We start from the raw sequence: 21,729 nt of genomic DNA, 5'->3' as shown, positions 1-21,729 counted from the left end.
TGGAGACGCGATACGCAACCGTCGGCTGTGGCTCTTACCTGTGCCGCGACGCTGTGCGCGAGCCATATCGCCGTTCATCAGGCGGCCAGATTTCAACCAGGGAACAAATTGACGACCGTAATTCTGAAACCCGACGAGCCCGTGGAAGTTGCATTACGCCGTTTCCGTCGTGCGATCGAGCGCACCGGCTTGATTCCGGAACTCCGCGCCCGGACAGCCTATGAAAAACCTACCGCAGAACGCAAACGCCAAAAGGCTGCTGCAGTGGCACGCCTGCGCAAGCAGATCAAACGGTCGTTGCCGCCGAAAAAGCAGTACTGACTGGCAACTGCCAGGCAGCCAGCCATGCTCTAGCGGACATCTGGTTTGCGGCCCGGTGTCTCGGCCAACCTTTGCATGGGGAACCGGTACAGACGGCCGGTTACGTTCGTACACCAGCCGCTTGATTTTCTGCGATTGGCAGACCGTTTTGGGTCGGACTTCCGTCCGCCGCTGATCGGCGCAGACTGATTCTCTTTCCGTCGAAAGGAGAATCGCCATGGAAGCCATTGGTGTGGGCAGCGCGCGGCGCGTGCCGTGGAACGAGGGAAGACTGACGGGCCAGAAGTCACCGCTTAAGCTCAGAGAGATCTGGGCGATTCGTATCCGCTTACAGCTCGCCGGAAAGACGCGAGACCTGGCATTATTCAATCTTGCGGTCGACAGCAAGCTACGAGGGTGCGATTTCACGCGGTTGCGAGTCTCGGACATATGCCTGGGCTCGCGCGTCGCAGCGCGGACGACAGTCCAGCGGCCGGTACAGTTCGAGATCACCGAGCAGACACGTACGAGCGTAGAGGCGTGGATGCGAGCCGCAGCGCTTTCGGGGGGCGACAATCTGTTTCCGGGTCGCATCCACGAATCGCCGCACCTGTCGACCCGACAATACGCTCGACTGGTCCATCGCTGGATACGAGCGATCGGACTGGATGTTGCAGCTTACGGAGCGCATACGATGCGCCGGACCAAGGCTTCGCTGATTTACCGTCGCACGAAAAATCTGAGGGCAGTGCAGTTACTGCTCGGACACACGAAGCTAGAGAGCACGGTTCGATACCTCGGAATTGAGGTCGATGATGCACTCGAGATGGTTGAGCAAACCGACGTGTGAGGGGCCCTAGGCCGGACGGCGTCGGGTCGCTGCCGGGCCATCAGGGGTCATTTGCCTTCGCTTTCGCGTGGGCATTCCAATGCGCGGGTGCCTCTGGCGGCAGACGTTCGCGAGCCAGGGCTAACATCGGTTAGTCATCGAAGTTGATTTCGTACGATAACCATCGGCTCGCGGTCGCGAGCGGCAAGTCCGTCGGACTACGATGCTAATCCGAAGCCACGGATCACCGGTGCCTGGTCTGACGCTCAATAAAAGGGGCGGCCTACTAGCAGGCCGGGTGGTACACTGATTGCGTCAGTTCCAGGCTTCTGTCATGTCCATCGTCCCTCGGAGTTTGCGTTCCACGGGGGCACTTGATTCCCGTCTACTGCTGGTCAGCTCTCTCCTCGTTCCAGAGGAAGCGATATTCCCTCTCCGGACGCCGATTCCGCTAGCTGCGTCGCTGCGATAGTCGCACCATCCCGAGCTCCGCGGCACGCTGTGCGCCACCATTTCATTTGCAGCAATCGCCCATTTCCCACACGCTGGGCGGTTCCCGGCTATTTCTCGTCAGGCTCACACTTTTGGACTTCATCATGAGCGAGTACGTCAGAACTTACAGAGGGTTGGAGATCTATCCCCTCGTCTATTCCCGCATTCCCCGGGGAGCCGTTGGCTCATTCGACTACGATGCCGGCTTTGACGCTGCCGTCAGGATATGCCGCCGAGGCACCGACGACACACTGACGGCCAGCCGCGTATTTCGGATTCCACATCGTGCGCCGTTTAGCGATGCGGGCGAGGCGCGAAGGGCATCCAACGGCTATGCGGAGCGCTTGATTGATGGACAGGTCGACGGGCAGTCCGTGCGCGATCTATGAGGGGGCCGCAAGACCGTGGAATCGAGAAGACGCGAATCCAGCAAGATAAGCCTGGCGTGGAGAACTATGCGGTCACCGCTTCGTTTCGTCGGACGATGGGTGGCATTATTCCGTCCTTGAAGGTGATTCGTCTTTCCGACAAGCGGGTGATCTATCCGTTTCGCGGTTGCCCAGACATGCCCCTATGCGAGGATCCGCAGAGCGCGAAGAACTTCGCCGAGGTCTACGGCTGGCAACTCGTCAACGGCGATATTGCGATTCCGGAGTAATCTGACGGCCCACCGTCGAGCGCCGCCGCGTACGCTTAATGGGCTGCATCGACATGCGGCCAAATGGGTGGCAAGGTTCATGGATTCGATACTGCTAACAGCTACCCGCGTGCATACGTTCTCGCAGGATGCGATGATGACGAGCGCGAGCGGCTTCTTTTTTGCCCGCGAGAAGCGGCTATTCTTCGTGACGAGCCGGCACGTCCTCATTGACGAGCCGAGCGCCCATTTCCCGGACCGCATCGAAATCGAACTGCACATCGATCCGGCGAACCTCGGTGCTTCCACCTGGTTTTCAGTACCGCTTTATGTCGACCAGCGAGCCGTCTGGCGACAAGGCTGCGATGCAGGTGGTGCGATTGATGTGGCTGCTGTGGAGCTGCAGAAATCGGCGTTGCCGGATACGATGACTTATCGGACCTTCACCCCTGCGCACCTGCCGGACCTGGACAAGGCCGTTGAGATTGGCAGCCCGCTTCTCGTGGTGGGGTATCCGCTTGGTTTTCATGATTCGCTTCACCATCTGCCGGTGGTCCGGCACGCTGTTGTGGCGTCTTCGTTCGGCTTGAGATTCCAGGGGAAAGGGCAATTTCTGACCGATGCGCGAACGCATCGAGGAACCAGCGGAGCCCCTGTTGTCATGGCAGACAGCGGACAGTTGAATATCCACGACGATGGACTGCACTGGACGCTGCTCGGCGTCCATTCGACTCGCTTCGATATCGGTGCGCGCGACGCTGAGCATGACGAGGCGCTTGGCCTGAACTGCGCGTGGTATGCAGACATACTGATGAAGCTCACTGAACGCTGACGGCCCACGGAGTGGCGAAACGCACCAGATTCCTCACTATCTTGTTCTTCGCGCCGGACACGAATCGTACGTTCTGGACAGGGAGCGCGCGTTGATTAGCCGCCAGGCGAGTCGCATGATGAACTGGTTCGCACGCGCGCACGGCAAGCCGATGTCGATCGACGACGCGCGTTGGGATAGCTTTTCCCGGGGGTATGGGTTCTCGTCCGACGAGCGGAAGTGTTTGTGCTCTTACTCACTGGTGAAAGGTTGCGAGACCGGGCATCAACTCGCATTGCTCGCCAACCTTTAGCGTTCTGACGCGATCAGGGGGATGAAGGCACGCGTTTATGCGCTGCGTATCGCGGAACCTCGGCCCTGCGCCCCGGCGAGAGCGGCTTAGACTGCGGCGTTCAACGACAGCAGATTGATCTGGAATGCGATCGAATAGCTCGCGGCTATGATGCCCGCAACATACGCAATCTTCGGTCCGCCCCTTCGGTCAGGCTCCTTGACCTGCCGAACCGTTCAATATACCGATGCCATACCAGGTGGTCGGTGCTTGAAGCGCCGGTGCACCCAGTAATACTGTTCGGGAAACTTAACGACCTGCTCCTCAAGAAACGCATTCATGCGGCGTGCGTCGACCACATCGCTCCCCGATGGGAAGTCCGCGAGCGGCTCGAAAATCGTCAACTTATACCCTTGATAGTTCGGGAGTACCTCGGTCACGAACGGAACAACCCGCGCGTGCCCCAGTCTCGCGAGACGCGAAATGGCTGTTAGCGTACAGGCGGGAACGCCGAAGAAAGGGACGAAAACAGAGTTGTCGACGCCCTGGTCCATGTCCGCCGCGAGCATGACGGGTTTGCCGGAACGCAACAATCCCACGATCTTTTTAGCGCTGGTCGCGCGTTCGATCATCTCTGCCCCGAATCGGCCGCGTTGGCGCTTGGCCAGCGCACATAGGGCCGCGCTTGACATACGTGTGTACAGCGAGGCAACCGGGAGGCGCGTCGAGTAGAGCATGCAACCAACCTCAATGCCTACGAAGTGAAACCCCATGAAGATGGTGGGCGGAGCGGCGTCGTCGTCGAGATCAATTTTGCTTTCGATCTGCACGATATCCCGGATCGACTGCGCGCTGCCAAACCACTGGATGCCTCGCTCGAGATAACTGCGAACAACGTGGCGGAAGTGACCTCTTGCGAGTTTCTGGTGTTCGCTGCTGGTCTTCTCGGGGAAGCAAAGACGCAAGTTCACCAGGACGATATGCTTGCGGCGGCTCGGAACCGCATACAGCGCAGTGCCGACAATCATCCCGAGCCTTGCGACGAATTTGTAAGGAAGGACGGAAAGCGTGCGCAGTAACGCCACGATAAGCACAAAACCGAGGCGGTTCAAAGATTGTCCCCTCTGGATGGTAAGGTTTGGAAAGCGCCGCCGAACGCCATGCAGGCGAACTTTCGGGTCGCCGCCGCGTCATGGAAATGTTTTCGCTCAAGATACTAACTACGGACTACATAGCCCAGGTTGCGATCATTGGACTACAGGGACGACTTGCGAGTTAGGCAGTGTAGCAGGCGGCTCAGATGCGACTCACTTCAACAATTCTGGTCGTGAATCGTCGACGCCAGCGACGACGACCCGGTTTCACAGCTCGAAGTAAGTTGCTGCTGGCAACGGTTGTGCGAACGGCACTTCCACGCCGAAAGGAGACCTCAATCGTGGCAGACAGTGAACGGCGGCAACGGGTCGTACCGGGCCTCTAGAGGCGCTAAACACCGGGCCATTTTCAGAGGCGCGGGTTGCCGCCGATGTTGCACGAGAACACGACTGGCGGCATAACTTCTCATCCTAACGCCAACATTCCCGGGCTAAAGTCGTCCTACATTAAATGTGCTCGCCTTGCCGTTCGCTACCTCGACGAACATCCCTTGCCATCGCCGAGTCCAATTTCGACCCCGTAAGTTGCCGCCCGGATCGACCGATCAACTAGCCGCCATACCGGCGCAACGCCGAACGCCACCCGACTGAAGTTCGCAAAATCAGTGTGTTCCTGGTGCTTCAGACATGTGAGATGGGATGGCCATCGCCGCACCCTGCCGACACACGCGCATTGACATTGGAACCGATCAGTCCATATAATGAATTCAACTTTCAAGCACCGCATCGTTTGCGAACCTGATCGATGGCAAATCCGGCTGGCGTGGGCCGCCCACGCGAATTCGAACTTGGCGATGCCGCGCGCGACGCGATGGACGTCTTCTGGGACCGCGGATATGAAGGCGCGTCCCTGCCCGACCTGATGGCCGGCACCGGCTTGTCGCGCGGCAGTCTCTACAAGGCATTCGGCGACAAGAAGGCGCTGCTGTTGGCGGCGCTCGACCTGTACATGGCCGACGGGCTCAAGGCGACCGCGGACCTCCTGTCGCAACCCGGACCCGTGAAGAATGCGATTCGCGACTCGCTGCTGCGCTATGCGCACCTGTCCGTCGGCGAGGCGGGCCGGCGGGGCTGCCTTGTGGTCGCGATGACCACCGAACTGGCCGCGCGCGACGCGGAGGTCGCGGAGCGTACGGGGCGCATGTTCCGGCGCCTGCAGCAGATCTATGCGGGCGCGATCGTCCGCGGCCAGGCGAGTGGCGAGATCGCCGAGCAGGACGAACAGGTGCTGGCGCGTTTGCTCGTCTGCCAGATCGAGGGCATGCGCGTACTGGGCAAAACCGGCGTGCCCGAGCGCGACATGCTCGCGCTGGTCGACCGCACGATGCGCCTCCTCGACTGAATTTTTTTTACTCAATTTGGAACCGATTGGTTCCGTATGGAGAGCCATCCATGTCACGAAATGATTCCGTCTCGCCCGACCCGCGTCGCTGGGGCATGTTTTCGGTCCTGCTCGTCGGCGCGTTCCTGCCGCCGCTGGACTTCTTCATCATCAATGTCGCGCTGCCGTCGATCCGCGCGGAGCTAGGCGCCTCGTCATCGGCCGAGCAACTGGTCATTTCGTCATATGCCGGCCTGTACGCGGTGACGCTGATCACCGGCGGGCGGTTGGGCGATCTGTTCGGCCGCGGCCGCATGTTCTTTCTCGGGTTGATCGGATTTGCGACGGCCTCGATGCTGTGCGGCCTCGCGAACTCGCCGTGGACGCTCATCGTCGGTCGCGCGTTGCAGGGCGTGACCGCCGCGATCATGGCGCCGCAGGCGCTCGCTTCGATCCAGGCGATCTTCCCGGAAGCGGAAAAGCCGCTCGCGCTCAGCTTGTATGGCGCGGTGTTCGGCCTCGCCGCCGTGGTCGGGCAGGCGCTGGGCGGGATCCTGATTTCGCTGAACCTGTTGAACCTGGGTTGGCGCACGATCTTCCTCGTCAACCTGCCGCTGGCGATTCTGGTCGTGCTGTTCGGCGTTCCGCTGTTGAAGGAAACGCGTGCGCAGCATGCGCGAAAGCTCGACCTCGGCGGCACCGCGCTGTCGATGCTGACGTTAGGCGCGCTGATTGTGCCGCTGATCGAGGGGCGCGAAGCAGGCTGGCCCGTATGGGCATGGGTGTCGCTGATCGCAGTCCCGGCCCTCGCCGGATTCTTCTGGCGCTACGAGCGCAGGCTGGGCAGCCGCGGCGGCGCACCGCTGCTTGATCCGGCCGCGCTGCGCGCGCCGGGGCTGGGACGGGCGTTGCTGATCGCGCTGCTGCTGTACGCGATCGGCGCGTTCTTCCTGCTGTTTTCGGTGTATCTGCAGAATGCATTGCACGTCGACGCGCTGAGCGCGGGTCTCGTGTTCTTGCCGTTCGGCGTGGGGTTCCTGCTCGGCCCGTTGTCTACCCCGTTCTGCGCACGTCTCATCGGCGCTTACGTCAATCCGTTCGGCATGGGGCTGGAGGTCGTCGGGCTCGTCGGCCTCGCGTGGTTGATCGATGCCACGCCGATCGGGATGCCGCTCGTGTCCGTGCCGCTCGCCGCCGCGCTGTTCGTCATCGGTTTCGGACAGGGGCTCGCGCTGCCCACGCTGATGCGCATGGTGACGGGGCGCGTCGCACCGGCGCTTTCCGGCATGATCGCCGGCATCGCCAGTTCGACGCTGCAGGTCAGCACCTCGCTCAGCGTCGCGATCATCGGCGGAATTTTCTATACGGTCCTCGGCACGCGCCAGGATCCGGCCGCCATTGCGCACGCGTTCATCGTCGCGCTGCTCTCGATTTCGTTGTTCCTCGTCGCCGGCGCCGCGCTGGGCATCTCGCTCGCCCGCGCGCCCGCCGCGCCGACCTCGGTGCGCACGGTCGCCCGGCCGGGCTTCAGCCCTGAACGAAATCGGCCCTAGCCGCCCATCTGTCGTTTTCTGACGTGCCTGGCACGCTCCACGGACATGCGGGCCCTTCCGGCAACGGCCGGCGAACGGGAGCCGATCAACCGCTTTGCGTTGGTCAGCAGACCTCACACTTCGAAACGCAATTGTCGCTTGTGGGTCGGCTACAGCCGACCGCGTCAGGCGGCAACCCGGCCAGAATCAGACGGTCGACTCCGTAAGCCGGAAGTATTGATCGGCTGATCCCAGCGCGACTATGAACGCAAACCGAGTCCGCCATCGCACACGATGGTTTGTCCCGTCATAAACGTGTCTGAAATTAGAAATGCGATGGCGCGGGCGATATCGTCGGGCTGACCAACGCGTCCCACGGGCGTTTTCGCGGCGTAATCGGCGAACACGGATGCCTTGTCCTGCGCCGGCAGGAAATCCCACCACGGCGTGTCGATTACGCCGGGCGATACCGCGTTGATCCGTAACGGCCTTAGCTCCGCCGCCAGGATAGGTACCATTGCCGCAATTGCCGCATTCGCAGCGCCAAGACCTGCGGTACCGGGCATGGCGGTGTGCGCCGTCACAGCAGAAATGAACGTAATGCTTCCGTTCTTCGTGATCGATGAGAGGGCCGCTTGCGCACACGCGAAATGAGGAAAGACCTTCTCATCGAATCCCATGCGCACATCGTGGAGACTCACCGAAGGAAACGCGCCGCCCCCTTTGCTGCTGCCAAGGGCGAGCACCAGATGGTCGATCGTCCCGATCTGCGAGAACGCTCTTGGGAGATCCACCGTATGGGAAGCATCGAACTCAACGGTGTTGACGATATCGTCGAGTGCGCCCTTTGCGTCGGCCAATCGGGCTTGATTTCGTCCCGCAATCGTAACCGCGTAGCCTTCGGACAAAAGACGCCTGGCCGTAGCCAGCCCGATACCGGAAGATCCGCCGACGATAAAAACATGTTGTGACATGATTGAACTCTCCGTTTTATAACGATGCCAGGTCGGGGAATCCGTGTGGACTGGCATCGAAGATCGACAATTGATCTCCGGCGCATGCTCTGCGCTTTTCCAACCGGCAAGCAGTTCTGGATTGATACCGGTATTGGCCACTACCACGATGACGATGAGCGACCGAGTCCATAGCACCGAAAGCCGCCGCGCCGAGCTAGGCGCATTTCTGCGTTCGAGACGCGAGAGCCTGAGCCCCGCCATGGTCGGCTTGCCGGATGGTTTTCGGCGCCGCACGCCGGGTTTGCGTCGCGAGGAAGTGGCGATGCTCGCAGACGTCGGCACCACGTGGTACACGTGGCTCGAACAAGGGCGTGACGTGCGTGCTTCGCAGGAAGTACTCGCGGCGATCGCAGATGCCTTGAGACTCGACGCCGTGGAGCGGCAGCATCTGTTCGTATTGAGCGATCGGCCGTCGCCCGAAGTCAGGTCTGTCTATCCGGAGAAGCTGGAGGAACCAGTGCAGCGGATGCTCGATAGCCTGACGGGACAGCCCGCGTATGTAACCGGGCGGCGTTGGGACATCCTCGGATGGAATCGGGCCGCTTCGCTGGTATTCGGAGACTACGCACAGATCGCGCCCGACGAACGCAATCTGATGTTCATGGTGTTTGCGAACGAGCGGCACCGCCGTCTGCTCGTTGACTGGGAGATATTGGCGCGGGCGTCCCTCGCGATGTTTCGTCTCGACAGTGCACGCTATGCCGGCGATCCCGATTTCGAGCGGCTGATTTCGACGCTACGCGAGCGTAGTGACGAATTCAATGCCTGGTGGCCCAGGCACGAGGTGCTCAATCCCTTGTCGAATATCAAGCGCATCAACCATCCGGAAAGAGGCTCGATGACTTTTGAGTACGTTAGTTTCGCGCTACTGGATGGCTCCGATCGGAAACTCACGGTCTACACGCCGCTCGGAGATTGTGAGGTTCTATATGTAAGCTCGACCATCTGATGGCCTGCGCGAGGCGCATGACGTAAGGTTCCAGCCAATTAGACCTGCTGGTCCGCCAGTTTTGGTGAATGACATCAGGAGCCCAATCGAACGCTCAGGGTCGGGTCACGTCGTCCCCCTCCTTCACCTTATCGCCGGAAAGCGGCCGGTGGATTTCGGCCTCCCCAAAACGGACTGTCGTTAGCGCGCGCTCCCGGCCCATAAGGGACGACTGCGTTCCAAGCGTCGAGGTCCGGTCATGAGCCGAAGGCGGCCCATACAATTCAAGGCCGAAGTGCCCGTAGGTGGCGCGTTCGTTCGGGCGACACCGTCAACATCGCGTCGATCAGGAACCGCGTTTCTACCGGGCCGAACTCACCGGTGTCCTTGACGAGACGGGATCTGCTGAACGCCCACAACAGAAGCACGCGTAACAACGAAGGCGTACGCGACAGAATCGCGACGATCCTGGGCTTCAGAGCATGACCGAGACTTCTGACAAGATCGAAACCCTCCGCCCATGCTTCGTCGAGTCGCCTCGCTTCCTTCCACGTCAGGTGGGACTCGCGTTTCCACATAAGCAACGCCGCGATAAACAACGGTACCGCCAGTGCGACATGACTGCGGAGGAAGCCATCCATGTCGCGCTCGTACTCGGCCGGCATCCCCGCGTGTCGGAACAGGGTCACCAGATCCGGCCTCGACAGAGTGGTGGTCATCCCCGGGCCGTCCACGCGAAAGCGCACCCGCTGCTCGACCAAAGCAGCCGTCATGTTCGGAAAGCCGAATGCGAAACGATCGGGGCCGATCACCGATCGATAGCGAGCGCATCCTTCGAATGTGTTGAACATCAGCAGAACGGTCTTCGCGCGGCATTGCGACAGCAGCGGCAACAGCGGTCCGACCTGGTGCTCGGGGACGGTCACGATCGCCAGATCGCATGGAATCAGTGGATCAAACTCCGGGACGACATGAACCGATGTGCGTTCGCCGGAAGTGGTGACAATAGCGCCGTCGCATTGCAGCGCGTTCAGCCGTGCGCCTCGCGCAACGACAGTGACGTCATGCCCGGCTCTGCTCAGGCAAAACGCAACGACACTGCCGATCCGGCCCGCGCCAATGAGGATAGTTTTCATGCGGCCAGTTTAGGGAGCTGTCCTGTTTCCGTATACGGAAATTGGCGGTAAGCTGGTGTCCAGTTATGGAAACTCTGTCATGGGACGACCTGCGCGTCCTTCTCGCCATCCACCGGGCAGGAAGCCTGTTAGCTGCCGGCAAAACGATCGGCCTGTCAACATCGACGATCGCGCGTCGTCTGGACGCGCTTGAAACAGCTACCGGCCGCCAACTGGTCCATCGCAGTCAGTCCGGCGCCGAGCTGAACGCCGAGGCGCTGCGACTCGTGCGATTGGCCGAAGGGCTCGAACATGGTCTCGATGCGTTGAGACGCGATCAGACGATGCTCGCCGGAACGCTTCGCGTGAGCGTGCCGGACGGCATGGCACCGGCACTGGCCCGCGCACTGCTCGCTTTCCGCCATCAACACCCCGGCGTCGACCTCGAATTAGTGGGCGAGAACCGGATGGCGGACGTGGCCGCGCGTGAGGCGGACATCGCGGTTCGTCTGGCCCGCTCAACGTCGAGCGTGCTCGTCGAGAAGCGACTCGGTACGTTGCGGTTCGGATTGTTCGGTTCCGCCGATTACGTCAGGCGTCATCTGCCGACCGGACGGCTGGACACGAACGACGCGTCGCTGCATTCCTTTATCGGACTCGACGTGCAATGGAGGGATCTGCCGCACGAACAGTGGCTTCGGGCGCTCGGCGCTGCCCGGTTCGTATTCCGCTCAAGCTCCATGGAAGCGATCGCCGAGGCAGCCCATCGGGGAGCCGGCTTCGCGGCTTTTGTCACGTCGGACCCGCGAACCGCAGGACTTGTCGCGGTGCAGACGACGATCGCAGCGCCTTCGCAACCTTGTTATCTCGTCTACCATCGGGATTTGCGCGCGCAACCGCACGTCCGCGCTGCGGTCGCATCGATCGCGTCTTACTTCACACAGTATGCGCAACCCTGAAGTCGCACGCCTTGCTCGCATAGCAAGGCGTGGCGGTCCTCCATAGGTATCGCGCCGCGCGACCAACAGGTTGCGATCTGAAAGCAAGCGTGTCGCCGACATTCGCTCGCCGACATCGACGCGCTTCTAGATGTACACGTCCGAGCGGTTCTGGTGGCGTCGCAGGCTGCTATCCCGCACTTCTGTCACGAGGTCCGAAAGTACCCCCCGCGGCTCGCCCTTCACAGCAGCACGGACAGTCGCCTGCGTGACGAGCCTGAACGTTGCGACAGACCCCGCAATGCCGAGCAGCATCGGGATCAGCATGTCGTGGCCGACCTGCGTGAACTCGACCATGAGCACCAGCGCGGTCATGGGCATCTGCATCGATGCAGCGAGGAACGCCGCTGCGCCCACAATCGCAAAGGCGCCGGCCGACGTCCCCGGCCACATCATGTTCCACGCGCCACCGAGCACGACGGCGAGCAGCGCGCCGTTCGTCAGGCCTGGCGTAAGCAGTCCACCTTCGGCGCCTGCGCGCAGGCTGCCCATCTCGATCGCGACCTTCAGCACGAGGAGGATCGCGGCCAGTCCGATACTGAGCGCGCTGTCGAACGAAAGCGTCGCGGCGCCTTTGCCGTTGCCGGCCAACTGCGGGAAACAGATGACGAGCGCACCGATCAACGCGAAATTGACGAGCGCAAAGAGCGGTAATCGCGCGTCCTTCGGTGCGCGGGCGCGGGCCTGTTCGGCGAGCCGGGTGAATCCCCACGCGGCAAAACCAAAGAGCGGACCGCAGATCGCCGACCATACGACAAGCGGCATAGTCAGCGCGAGCGGCCCGATCAGCGTGTACTGATGTTCGTTGCCGAGTCCGAGCCAGGCGGTGGCAGCCGCAATCGTCGAGGTCACGACAGCGGGCACCAGCGCCCTCCATTCGAACGTGCCCAGCAGTACTTCGAGCACGAACAGCGCGCCGCCCAGCGGCACGTTGTAAACCGCGGCAAGACCCGCACCCGCGCCGCAGGCAATCATGATGCGGGTCTCGCCGGCGCTCAGCCCCGCACGCCGCGCAAGCCAGTTGCCCCACACTGCGCCGATCTCGCGCGGCGCCACCTCGCGGCCCAGCGGTGAGCCGAGCGCCACGGTAACGATCTGCAGCAACGCATGAACAACGGTGCTCGCGCCCGGCATGCGCGGCCCGTCCGCCTTGACGGCCCGCTTGATGCTCACGAGCGGACGGCCGAAGCGGTAGAGCGCCCACCATCCGATTCCGGCAACGAGTCCACACGCCAGAAGCGCCACGAACCGCCGTCCGGGCGAAGCGGCAGTCACGCCGCTCAGAAAACTCTCATGGCCGACAAGGCGATCCAGGCTGTAGCCATACGCGAGGTGCTGGATAGCGTGGAGCAGCAGCGCCAGCAACATGCCGCCCAGGCCGGCGCCGACGCCCGTCAGCACGCTGACCGTTGCTAATGCCGCGAACGCCGGCAGGCGGCCGCGCCCGGCGCCCAGGCGGGCAATCAAGAAAGATTCGGAAGCCATGATGCGTCGCCAGACGAGGGAAAACCCGTATCTTAGTTGCGCAGCAACATGCGCTGTATGACTTATTTTTCCGAATTAATTCTCCCAGATCATGGTGGCCGACTTAGGTCGGCGCCGGCAGGAACGACCACCAGCAAACCTGATTGAGCGCCTGGATCGACACCGACGGGCTCAGTCCCGCATTCACGCTCGCAGTCCAGCCGTTTTGCGCACTCGTGGTATCCGAACAGCTGTTCACGTAATCGAGCGTGCCGGTGAAAAAAGCGCTGCGCGGCAGCGCGACTTCCGTGCTCTTCCAGGTTTGCAGCGCCTGGAGCAAGGAACTGTCGGTGGAAGGCAGGAAGACCTGTTCGAAAAAGACGCCGTCGACGAGCATAGGGAACGACACACCGCCGCTCGCCCCGCTGATCGCCGAGGTCGGCGCCGCGTTGAGCAGGATGGGCGCATTCGGGAACGCGTTGCGCAGCTGCGCAACGAGGTCGAGGCCACCTTGCTTGCACGTGCTGTCGCACGGCCCCTGCGCGGCGTTCGCCGCGTGGCCGACGATCTCGAAATTGTCCAGCATGAAGCCGTCGACACCCGTCGCGGCAAGCCGTGGCGCGACGTAGTTCACGATGAGGTTCTGGTAGTCCGCGTTGCCCACGTTCATCCAGTACTCGGAAAAACCGCTGTACCTGCCGAGCTGCGCTGCCTGGTTCGCGCTGCACGACACGAAACCCGCGGGCACGGTTTGCCAGTACGAGCGCCATGTCTCGCAGGCGCCCACATTCAGGTAGCTCAGCACCTTTGCGCCGTGCGATTTCAGCGTCGCGATCTGGTCGGCAGTGAAGTTGGGTGTCGTGCCGCTGGGATCGGCGTCGATCACGATCACGTTGAAGCTCGATGCAAGCCGCGCGAGGTCGACCTGCGATGCCTGCCCGTAGTAGACCTCCCAGACTGGCTTCGCCGGTAGATTGCGAGCCGCAGCAATCGAGACGTTTGTCGAGCCTGAAAGCGTGCTCGCCGTGCTGGTGCTGGCGGGGGCGCTCGTGGCCGACGTGCTGGTGCCTCCGCCACCACCACCACCTCCCCCGCCACAGGCGCCGGCAAACAGCGACAAGGCAAACGTGCAGTAGAGAGCGACGCGGCGGTTCAACAAGCGCAGGGATACTGACAAAGCGGACACTCCGGAAGAAAAGGCTGGCGCGGCGGCGAGCCGACCTCGGCCCGCAAACCAGAAGCAAACGGAACGCAAACGGGTTGCCGCAAGCGCCGCGCAAAACCTGTGTATTAACGACCTGTACCGTTCCTTCTTTAGCCGGCCGGGCCTCACTGCCCTGCCTTGAACGCGTACACGCGCCCATCGCCGGCCACATAAAGCCGTTGGTTCGCCGCCAGCATGGTAGCGAAGTGACGCACACCCGGCACGCGCTCCTGCGCACTGCCGCCCGTGAACACCGGCTCGCCATTGTCCGCACGAAAGCCGTGCACGCGCTCGTCGCCCTCGGCGCCGACGACCCAGACGATACGGTCCGCGTTGCCGTCGCTCGTGGTCGTGATCGGGCTGCCGGCGCCGTCCAGCGCCGCACACCAGGCTGTACCGATACCGCCGCGCGATGCCGAAGCAACTCGCAGCACCGTGAGCCCCGCGCCGGCTTCGCCCGAAGGACACGCCGAACCCGCTCCCTGAAACGCAATGAAGACACCATCGGCCGTGGCCCACGAAGCCGGCGCCGTGCGCATCGAACTGGACGACACGCGCGCTACGTCCAGCGCGCCGCCTATACCGCCCAGGTTCTCGCGATCGAGCAGATACGCCTTGCCGTCCTTGCCCAGCGCGACGATCAGCTTGCGTCCGTGCAAGTCGATCGGGACAGGGTTCACGCCGCTCAAGTCGAGATCCGCGTCGTCCAGTTGCTTCCAGTCTGCCGGAGCGAAGAAGTCGCGGGAATCGGCCGAATGGCGTAGGTCGGGCCTGAGGCGAATCACGGCTTCGCCGTCGCCCCACGTGCGCGTGCCTTCGGTGTTGCCCGTCGAGACGAACAGTTGGCCGTCCGCCGCCGCAATGCCGCCCGGCGCCCAGATGCCGCCTTTCGCCGCGCGCGTGGCCCACACGTTCGCTACGCCCGGATGGTCGAGCCGCACGCTCACCACCATGCCGCGATAGTCGCCGCAGTCGCCCCAGTTGCCGCCGTAAGGCACGAAGAGTTGTCCGTCCATCAACGCTAGCGCGCTGCGCTGGTTCTGCGTGCGCGAGGTGAAAGCCACGCCGCGCGTCTTGAGCGCCGCTTCCATGTCGAGCGGCCAGCCCTTTTGCACGGCGCCGTCGCGCAGCGAGAGTCCGAACACGAAATGACGCGGCTGCCCTTCGCGCAGCACCATCGCGTCGAGATAAAGCGTGCCGCGCGCCGCATCGATCACCGGCGTGCCCGTCACGCCGAGGGGATCGATATTGCCGCATGGCATCGCGCTGCGCGGCACCGCGGGACCGAGCGCCGTGCGCCAGACGGTGCGGCCCGTGGTGGCATCGAGCGCGTAGACCGCGTTCGTTTCGGTGGCGACGATCAGCAGCCCGTTCGACTGCGCTCCTGCGCCCGTGTCTGCCGAATGCCAGTAAAGCGGCTGCGCGTTGACCGCGCCTTCGATCTTGCCGTCGAAGCCGGTATCGCGTTGCAGATGCGCGGCGCGCTGCCAGGTGAGACCGGGCACCACGTACTGTCCGCTGCGGTCCGGCGTGCGGTGATGCATGGTGACGGAATCGGCACCTTCGCCATGCGAGTCGCCCGCTGCCGAGGCCGTGAGCGATGCGCACAGCAGTGCGGAAAAAAACGCCAAAAAAAACGCAATACGAATCGATGGAATGAGAGCCGCGCGCACGTGCACCTCCGTTCGTACCCGTCGGCAACGCGTCGGCGAATGGAACGTGCGGTACGCCGGGCGTCGCATCGTGAGCGTGGAAAGGCCCTCGTTCGAGGGCCTCGTAGGGGAGCGCTGATTCTACCGTCGATGCCGGGGCAGCGTGATGTCAGCTTCATGCAGAAGGACGGTCGCGACCGTTGCCGTGCGCGGCAACAACCGGCGCAGATGCATGCGATGGCGCCGCCTGAAGACGCATTCCGGAACGCACCTCCGGACGCACTTCAAGACGGCTCGCGGCCCGCCTTGCCGCTGCCCTGCCCGTCACCCTGTCGAGCGTTGCCCGTGGGCGCAGGATCGCCCGCCGGTTGTTCAGCGCCCAACGGCTTTTGCGCCGCTACGTCCGCCTGCGCCGCTTCTGCGTCGCGCGACTCGTGACCCGGCTGGCTCACCTCGGCGACTCCACCCTGCTTCGCCGGTTCGCCGCTCACCCACACCGTACGCTGCGGGTTCGCGATGCGGATGCCGCGCGCCCGGAACTCGTCCGCGATGCGCCGGTTGAACTCGCGCTGTACGCCCCAGCGCGCCTTGTCGGTACATTGCACCTGGCCCGCAAGCGTGACTGCCGCGCCGTCCACCGCGTCTACACCCCAGAACGCGAAGTCCGAGAGAATGCCCGCCTTGAACCTGTCGTCTTCGCGCAAGGCGGCGCCAATCTCAGTTAGCGCTTCGACGGCGCGGTCCACGTCTTCGCCGTAAGCGATGTTCACCTTCACCGCTGCGTTGCCGATGCCGCGATTCGTGTTGTTAATGGTCGTGACCGAACTGAACGGCACCGTGTGCAACGAGCCGTCGCCGGCGCGCAGCCGCACCGTGCGAATCGACAGATACTCCACCGTGCCCGATACGCCCGCGAGCGTCACCCAGTCGCCCACCTGCATGGCGTTCTCCATGAGCAGGAAGATGCCCGTGATGAAGTCCTGCACGAGCTTTTGCGAACCGAAGCCGAGCGCCACGCCGAAGATGCTCGCGCCCGCCAGCAGCGGCCCCGTGTTCACGCCGAGTTCCGAGAGGCCCGTCAGCACCACGACGAGCGCGATCACGATGAAAAGCAGCGTGCGCACCATCGGCACGAGCGTCCTCAAGCGCGCGGCACGCACGAAGTCGCCGCTCGTGGTCCAGTTGTCGAGTCGCCGTTCGATGGCGACGTTGATGGCCTCCCACGCAACCAGCGCGACGACCGCCGCAACGGCGATGGTCGCCAGCGCCGACGCGAGCCGGTGCCCCACGGTGCCGTTCGCGAACAGCATGCGCAGGTCCACGCCCCATACGAGCAACAGCAGGAACACGGTGACGATGGCTACGAACGCCGAGACGATGCCGCGCAACAGCGGGTAATAGCGATACGCGCGCTGCTGCACGAGCGACGAGGGCGCCCCTTCCTTCTGCTGGAACAGACGCGCGAGCGCGCCGTGCAACACGATGGACGCCACGCGTGCACCGATCAGGATGGCAACCGACATTCCGCCCGTATGAAGCAGCAGGCTGTAGCCGTCGCGCACGTCGAGCGCCCAGACGAACCACAGCGCCATCACGACGAACACCGCGATGCCGGCCCACGCATCGGCAAGCAGATTGCCCGCGATCGAAAGCGACTGGCGGTGAGCGCTGTGCTCGCGCAGCCAGGCGGCCACGGGCTTGCGGCTTTGCAGAATCATCACGGCGATCATGACGTGCGCGATGAGCGCGATCGCCTTCATCAACGCCGCGTGCGCGCCTTCGTTGAGCCCGAGCGCCGCGGCGGTCTCCGCTACGGCCGCGCCGGCGCCCGCAATCACGACGATGCGCACGATCCAGCGCTGCAGCCACACCGCCCAGTGGTCCGAGAAAAACAGCAGCCGCAGACCCGGCGCGTCCGGCTGCGCGAAGAATTCGCCGACGATTACGACCACACGGCAGATCACGTAGATATCGATGAGCGAGCCGATCACGCTGTCCGCGGGCGAACCGTCTGTGGTGAAGAGCGACATGGCGCCGCTCGCCACCGCGACGAACGCGACGAGCGGCAACGCCCGCAACAGCGCGCGTAGCGCAGCGCGCGGCAGATGCCGCAGCAGCGACCAGTGCTGCGCGGCGTGCAGCTTGCCGCGCGCTTCCTTGGCGGCGCCGGTCGTTGTGCGTGGCGTGGGCTCGACGGAGTCCGGGCGGCTCACGTCGCTCCTCGCGTCCTCCGCTTTACGTGCCGCAGCCGCCGCTGCGCGCTCGCGCTGCTCGGCCTGGTCCGCCTGATCGCGCCGGCGTGCGGCGACGGTGCGAATCACGTGCCGCAGTGCGCGGCGCGCGCCCCACTCGACGATAAACGCCGGCAACAAGGTGGCAAGCAGCGCGAGCGCCACGTCGCGCGCCGCGGCCTGCTTCGCGGGATTCGTCAGCGCGTCGGCCCACCATGCGCGCAACGACGACACATCGAGCAATGCCGCCACGGATCGCCGCAGCGCCGTCCCCACGTGCACCGCCCAGTGCGCCCCCTGCCGCGCAAGCTGCGCGGCGAGCCCATTCGACTGCAATGCCGCGGAGGCCACCGTGCCACTTGCCGCTGTCGCCGCGCTCGCGGCGGCGGGCGCGCTGGCGGGCGCGGCAAGCGCACCGGCTGCCGCGATGGCACGCAACGTGTTCTCGACCTGGGCGCGCCGTGCCGGGCTTTCGAGCACGTCGAGCGCGGCGCGTGCCTGGTCGGGCGTCAATCGCGGCGCACTGGCTGCGTCAGCCGACGCGGCACTGGCCGACGCAGCGCTCGCAGGCGCGGCGGCCGCACAGGCGTTGCGCGCCGTACCCGCGGCGAGGAACAGCGACACCAGCAACACGAACGGAACGAAAGCGACAGACGTAGACGATTTTTTTCGCATGAGTGACGTAACGGGCAGCCTCGATGAAAACAGTCAGGGGCGATCGCGGTAGCACGGCTCGTGCCTCGCGGCGGCAGCGACGGGCAATGCAAGGTGATGCGGGAAAAGCGCGTGGGCCGGGCCTTCGGATCGAAACCGGTATCGATAAGTCCGCGAGCGGGCCTCTCAGGTTCCCTCACGCGTCACCCTATGCCACTCAAGAGCGGCCGCGCCGGCACTATCCGTCGCCATTTTCAAACCCTCAGGCGGCCCTGCGCGGCTTGATGCAGGTCAACGCCGGCAAACAGACACGCCGCACAGTACAGCGTGAACCTCGAACGAAGCGCAACGTCGGCTGCTATCAGAGCGTGAGTCGCTTTCCCCGGCCGCCTTCCCTGACAGCGTGTTGTAAGCCGCATCGCGTCGGCGGGCCGCCATCCTCTGGCGCAGAATTTGCATTATCGGCAACACCCAAGGCGCCGGCAAAACGACCGGCGCAAAACAAGGAGGAGACAATGCGTGACGATGTCCGTCACGTCGCCGGCCCGTCGGCGACGCGCGAGTCCAGCTGGCTCGCCCCGGAAATCCAGAAGTCTCACGAACGTTCGGAAATGTACGGTCTCAGCGCCTCCACGCGCCCGGACTACGACGTGCTTCCGGCCTCCGAACTGCGCCTCAAGCTCGAGCAGAACCGCATTCTGTGCGCGCACGCCACGCCGGTCATGGAAACGCTGCACGAGCAGATCGTCAACACGCAAAGCATGATCGTGCTGACGGACTCCCAAGGCTTGATCCTGCATTCCGTCGGCGACGACGACTTCCTGCGCCGCGCCGAGAAAGTGGCGCTGCGTCCCGGCGCGAACTGGGCCGAAGACCGCCAGGGCACCAACGCGATCGGCACCGCCATCGCGGAACGCTCGCCCACGGTCGTGCACGGCGACCAGCACTATCTCGCGGCCAACCGCTTTCTCACATGTTCGAGCGTGCCCATCGTCGACCCTTACGGCGACCTGATCGGCGTGCTCGACGTGACGGGCGACCACCGCAGCTATCACCAGCACACCATGGCGCTCGCGCGGATGTCGGTGCAGATGATCGAGAACCATCTGTTCATGAACACCTTCCGCGAAACGCTGCAGATCGCGTTTCATGCGCGCCCCGAGTTTCTCGGCACGCTGATGGAGGGCATTGCCGCGTTCACTTCGGACGGCCGCTTTCTCGCCGCAAACCGCAGCGCGCAATTCCAGCTCGGGCTGCCGCTTTCGGCGCTGCGCGCGCACACGCTCTCATCGCTCTTTGGCGTGGGGAGCGCGCAGTTGCTCGAACGGCTGCGCGCGAGCCCTGGCCAGTACATTGCGCTGAATCTGCACACCGGCGCCACGGTCTGCGCGAAAGTGGACTTCCGCCGGCCGGCGCTGCCCGCCTCCACAGCGCGCGCCTTGCAGGCCGATGCGGCAGAGCACGACGGCACGGCACAACCGGCCCCCGCAACCGCAAACGCCGCAGCGGCGGGCACCGGCGCCGCGACCGCCCATGCCCGCTCCACCATGCTCTCGCGCCTCGCCTATCTCGACACCGGCGATCCACAGGTGTCGGCGGTCATCGGCAAGGTGCGCAAGGTGATCGGCAAAGACGTGCCGATTCTGATCAACGGCGAAACCGGCACCGGCAAGGAACTGCTCGCGCGCGCCATTCACAACGACTCGCCGCGTCACGCGGGGCCGTTCGTCGCGGTGAACTGCGCGTCGATTCCCGAAACGCTGATCGAATCGGAACTGTTCGGCTACGAAGAAGGCGCGTTCACCGGCGCGCGGCGCAAAGGCGCTGTCGGCAAGCTGTTGCAGGCTAACGGCGGCACGCTGTTTCTCGATGAAATCGGCGACATGCCGTATCCGCTCCAGGTGAGGCTGCTGCGCGTGCTCCAGGAGCGCCAGGTGAACCCGCTCGGCTCGGCGCGGTCGATTCCCGTGGACATCGTCGTGGTCTGCGCCACGCACCGCGACCTGCGCGAGATGATTGCGCAGAATCGCTTCCGCGAAGACCTCTACTACCGCCTGAACGGCCTCGTCGTGAAGCTGCCACCGCTGCGCGAGCGCACGGATCTCGAAGCCGTGGTGCTCAAGATGCTGCACCACGAGTCGCAACAGGCGGGGCGCGCGGCCACCGACGCCCCGCTCACCGTGGCCGACGAGGTCATGACGCTCTTCACGCAATGCACGTGGCCCGGCAACTTCCGCCAGCTCGCGAACCTGCTGCGCACGGCCGCCGCGATGGTGGACGAAGACGGCGAGATTCGCCGCGAGCATTTGCCCGACGATTTCTTCGACGACCTGCGCAACCCGCGCCCGTGCGTCGCATCATCCCAGGGACAACCCCAAGGCATCGCGCAGGTCATGCCGCTGCGCGGCGCGCGTCTGCAGGATGTGGAAGCGCAAGCGATCGCGGCAGCGGTCGCACAGCACGGCGGCAACGTGTCGGCGGCGGCGCGCGCGCTCGGCGTCTCGCGCAACACGATCTATCGCAAGCTGCCGTCGCTTTCGAACGAGGGCCAGGGTGAAGGCGCAGGCGAAGACGACAACGCCGTGAATTCATAACGCGTGTGGCGGCGCTCGCTTGTGTGCTGTTTCACCGTGCTGCTCTTCCGTGCTGTTCCGTTCTGGAACACCCGGTGTGGCACAACGGAACAGCACGCGCAGCGGACTGCGGCTCGATGACGAGCCGATAGCGTGCCCACGCCCCGCCTCGATGCGCTCCACTGCGAAGGCAACACGAAAGGCCAGACAAAAGCCCCGAGTTCAGTCCCAATTCAGCGAGATTCCCGCCCGCCTGCCCCGATGCCGCGTTCGATACGCGCATCGCGGCCCGCGTTCGCCGCTCGCTTTTGCAGCGGCAACGCGCACTCACCACCGGCATGGACCTTGCAATGAAAGCCCCGACCGCCAGCATTGCTGCGGTCTACATCCCATCCAACTCAAGGAGACAGCCATGCAATGGACCACCCCCGCCTATACCGACCTGCGTTTCGGCTTCGAAATCACGATGTACATCGCCAACCGCTAAACGGACCGCGACGCGCCGCGCGCATGCAGGCCGAAGGGC

18 protein-coding genes are annotated in these 21,729 nt (G+C 63.8%); 11 read left to right on the top strand and 7 right to left on the bottom strand.

Features of this window, described 5'->3' with window-relative positions; translation table 11 throughout:
- Nucleotides 1-108 precede the first annotated feature (108 nt).
- From rpsU to P2869_RS03150, 5 genes are all read left to right on the top strand, one after another.
- On the top strand, nt 109-321 hold the full coding sequence (gene rpsU, locus P2869_RS03170; RefSeq protein WP_017773013.1) for a 30S ribosomal protein S21: 213 nt from the start codon (nt 109-111) through the stop codon (nt 319-321).
- Nucleotides 322-538: 217 nt separating this feature from the next.
- A complete protein-coding gene (locus P2869_RS03165; RefSeq protein WP_277597443.1) occupies nt 539-1,150 on the top strand; it encodes a tyrosine-type recombinase/integrase in 612 nt (203 codons plus the stop codon).
- A gap of 575 nt (nt 1,151-1,725) precedes the next feature.
- Nucleotides 1,726-2,010, top strand: a complete 285-nt coding sequence (locus P2869_RS03160) for a hypothetical protein (RefSeq protein WP_199545080.1) — start codon at nt 1,726-1,728, stop codon at nt 2,008-2,010.
- 56 nt (nt 2,011-2,066) lie between these two features.
- Nucleotides 2,067-2,279 carry a DUF6723 family protein gene (locus P2869_RS03155; RefSeq protein ID WP_017773009.1) on the top strand — a complete coding sequence of 71 codons (213 nt, stop codon included), beginning with the start codon at nt 2,067-2,069 and terminating at the stop codon, nt 2,277-2,279.
- Between the two features lie 79 nt (nt 2,280-2,358).
- Nucleotides 2,359-3,090, top strand: a complete 732-nt coding sequence (locus P2869_RS03150) for a trypsin-like peptidase domain-containing protein (protein ID WP_277597442.1) — start codon at nt 2,359-2,361, stop codon at nt 3,088-3,090.
- Between the two features lie 507 nt (nt 3,091-3,597).
- On the opposite strand, the gene P2869_RS03145 is transcribed toward P2869_RS03150, so the two are convergent.
- Nucleotides 3,598-4,473, bottom strand: coding sequence for a lipid A biosynthesis lauroyl acyltransferase (locus P2869_RS03145; protein WP_026121083.1), 876 nt, complete (start codon nt 4,471-4,473; stop codon nt 3,598-3,600).
- Nucleotides 4,474-5,260: 787 nt separating this feature from the next.
- Here P2869_RS03145 and P2869_RS03140 point away from each other — a divergent pair.
- Both P2869_RS03140 and P2869_RS03135 read left to right on the top strand, forming a co-directional pair.
- Nucleotides 5,261-5,857 carry a TetR family transcriptional regulator gene (locus P2869_RS03140; protein ID WP_017773005.1) on the top strand — a complete coding sequence of 199 codons (597 nt, stop codon included), beginning with the start codon at nt 5,261-5,263 and terminating at the stop codon, nt 5,855-5,857.
- Between the two features lie 50 nt (nt 5,858-5,907).
- Nucleotides 5,908-7,389, top strand: a complete 1,482-nt coding sequence (locus tag P2869_RS03135; RefSeq protein WP_277597440.1) for an MFS transporter — start codon at nt 5,908-5,910, stop codon at nt 7,387-7,389.
- Between the two features lie 239 nt (nt 7,390-7,628).
- Here the strand turns inward: P2869_RS03135 and P2869_RS03130 are convergent, their stop codons facing one another.
- Nucleotides 7,629-8,342 carry an SDR family oxidoreductase gene (locus P2869_RS03130; protein WP_026121081.1) on the bottom strand — a complete coding sequence of 238 codons (714 nt, stop codon included), beginning with the start codon at nt 8,340-8,342 and terminating at the stop codon, nt 7,629-7,631.
- A gap of 154 nt (nt 8,343-8,496) precedes the next feature.
- On the opposite strand from P2869_RS03130, the gene P2869_RS03125 reads away from it, so the two are divergent.
- A complete protein-coding gene (locus tag P2869_RS03125) occupies nt 8,497-9,333 on the top strand; it encodes a helix-turn-helix transcriptional regulator (RefSeq protein ID WP_033350439.1) in 837 nt (278 codons plus the stop codon).
- Nucleotides 9,334-9,596: 263 nt separating this feature from the next.
- On the opposite strand, the gene P2869_RS03120 is transcribed toward P2869_RS03125, so the two are convergent.
- Nucleotides 9,597-10,448 carry a 2-dehydropantoate 2-reductase N-terminal domain-containing protein gene (locus P2869_RS03120; protein ID WP_277597439.1) on the bottom strand — a complete coding sequence of 284 codons (852 nt, stop codon included), beginning with the start codon at nt 10,446-10,448 and terminating at the stop codon, nt 9,597-9,599.
- 65 nt (nt 10,449-10,513) lie between these two features.
- Here P2869_RS03120 and P2869_RS03115 point away from each other — a divergent pair, with 65 nt between their 5' ends.
- Nucleotides 10,514-11,386 (top strand): LysR family transcriptional regulator, encoded by an 873-nt coding sequence (locus tag P2869_RS03115; RefSeq protein WP_277597438.1) that lies wholly within the window; start codon nt 10,514-10,516, stop codon nt 11,384-11,386.
- 126 nt (nt 11,387-11,512) lie between these two features.
- Here the strand turns inward: P2869_RS03115 and P2869_RS03110 are convergent, their stop codons facing one another.
- The 4 genes from P2869_RS03110 to P2869_RS03095 all read right to left on the bottom strand — a co-directional run bounded on the left by P2869_RS03110 (nt 11,513) and on the right by P2869_RS03095 (nt 18,651).
- The gene (locus P2869_RS03110) at nt 11,513-12,910 is read right to left on the bottom strand and encodes a chloride channel protein (RefSeq protein ID WP_277597437.1); all 1,398 of its coding nucleotides are present in this window, start codon (nt 12,908-12,910) and stop codon (nt 11,513-11,515) included.
- A 103-nt stretch (nt 12,911-13,013) separates the two neighbouring features.
- Nucleotides 13,014-14,066, bottom strand: coding sequence for an endo alpha-1,4 polygalactosaminidase (locus P2869_RS03105; RefSeq protein ID WP_277597436.1), 1,053 nt, complete (start codon nt 14,064-14,066; stop codon nt 13,014-13,016).
- A 152-nt stretch (nt 14,067-14,218) separates the two neighbouring features.
- Entirely contained in the window at nt 14,219-15,766 is a 1,548-nt protein-coding gene (locus P2869_RS03100) for a PQQ-binding-like beta-propeller repeat protein (protein ID WP_277597435.1), read from the bottom strand.
- 263 nt (nt 15,767-16,029) lie between these two features.
- On the bottom strand, nt 16,030-18,651 hold the full coding sequence (locus P2869_RS03095; protein ID WP_277597434.1) for a mechanosensitive ion channel domain-containing protein: 2,622 nt from the start codon (nt 18,649-18,651) through the stop codon (nt 16,030-16,032).
- Nucleotides 18,652-19,145: 494 nt separating this feature from the next.
- Here P2869_RS03095 and P2869_RS03090 point away from each other — a divergent pair, with 494 nt between their 5' ends.
- The gene (locus tag P2869_RS03090; protein WP_277597433.1) at nt 19,146-21,224 is read left to right on the top strand and encodes a sigma-54-dependent Fis family transcriptional regulator; all 2,079 of its coding nucleotides are present in this window, start codon (nt 19,146-19,148) and stop codon (nt 21,222-21,224) included.
- 391 nt (nt 21,225-21,615) lie between these two features.
- The gene (pqqA, locus tag P2869_RS03085) at nt 21,616-21,690 is read left to right on the top strand and encodes a pyrroloquinoline quinone precursor peptide PqqA (protein ID WP_006410019.1); all 75 of its coding nucleotides are present in this window, start codon (nt 21,616-21,618) and stop codon (nt 21,688-21,690) included.
- Nucleotides 21,691-21,729 lie beyond the last annotated feature (39 nt).

It is taken from the genome of Paraburkholderia sp. SUR17, from assembly GCF_029536165.1.
In the GTDB taxonomy this organism is placed as follows: Bacteria; Pseudomonadota; Gammaproteobacteria; order Burkholderiales; family Burkholderiaceae; genus Paraburkholderia; species Paraburkholderia kururiensis.
This window is presented reverse-complemented; position numbering and strand designations above follow the sequence as displayed.

Excerpts from the sequence above, each read along its gene's own strand:
- P2869_RS03140 (WP_017773005.1), top strand. The coding sequence starts at position 5,261 with ATGGCAAATCCGGCTGGCGTGGGCCGCCCACGCGAATTCGAACTTGGC.
- P2869_RS03150 (WP_277597442.1), top strand. The coding sequence starts at position 2,359 with ATGGATTCGATACTGCTAACAGCTACCCGCGTGCATACGTTCTCGCAG.
- P2869_RS03160 (WP_199545080.1), top strand. The coding sequence starts at position 1,726 with ATGAGCGAGTACGTCAGAACTTACAGAGGGTTGGAGATCTATCCCCTC.
- P2869_RS03125 (WP_033350439.1), top strand. The coding sequence starts at position 8,497 with ATGAGCGACCGAGTCCATAGCACCGAAAGCCGCCGCGCCGAGCTAGGC.
- P2869_RS03115 (WP_277597438.1), top strand. The coding sequence starts at position 10,514 with ATGGAAACTCTGTCATGGGACGACCTGCGCGTCCTTCTCGCCATCCAC.
- P2869_RS03130 (WP_026121081.1), bottom strand. The coding sequence starts at position 8,342 with ATGTCACAACATGTTTTTATCGTCGGCGGATCTTCCGGTATCGGGCTG.
- P2869_RS03090 (WP_277597433.1), top strand. The coding sequence starts at position 19,146 with ATGCGTGACGATGTCCGTCACGTCGCCGGCCCGTCGGCGACGCGCGAG.
- P2869_RS03120 (WP_277597439.1), bottom strand. The coding sequence starts at position 10,448 with ATGAAAACTATCCTCATTGGCGCGGGCCGGATCGGCAGTGTCGTTGCG.
- P2869_RS03135 (WP_277597440.1), top strand. The coding sequence starts at position 5,908 with ATGTCACGAAATGATTCCGTCTCGCCCGACCCGCGTCGCTGGGGCATG.
- P2869_RS03095 (WP_277597434.1), bottom strand. The coding sequence starts at position 18,651 with ATGCGAAAAAAATCGTCTACGTCTGTCGCTTTCGTTCCGTTCGTGTTG.
- P2869_RS03165 (WP_277597443.1), top strand. The coding sequence starts at position 539 with ATGGAAGCCATTGGTGTGGGCAGCGCGCGGCGCGTGCCGTGGAACGAG.
- P2869_RS03110 (WP_277597437.1), bottom strand. The coding sequence starts at position 12,910 with ATGGCTTCCGAATCTTTCTTGATTGCCCGCCTGGGCGCCGGGCGCGGC.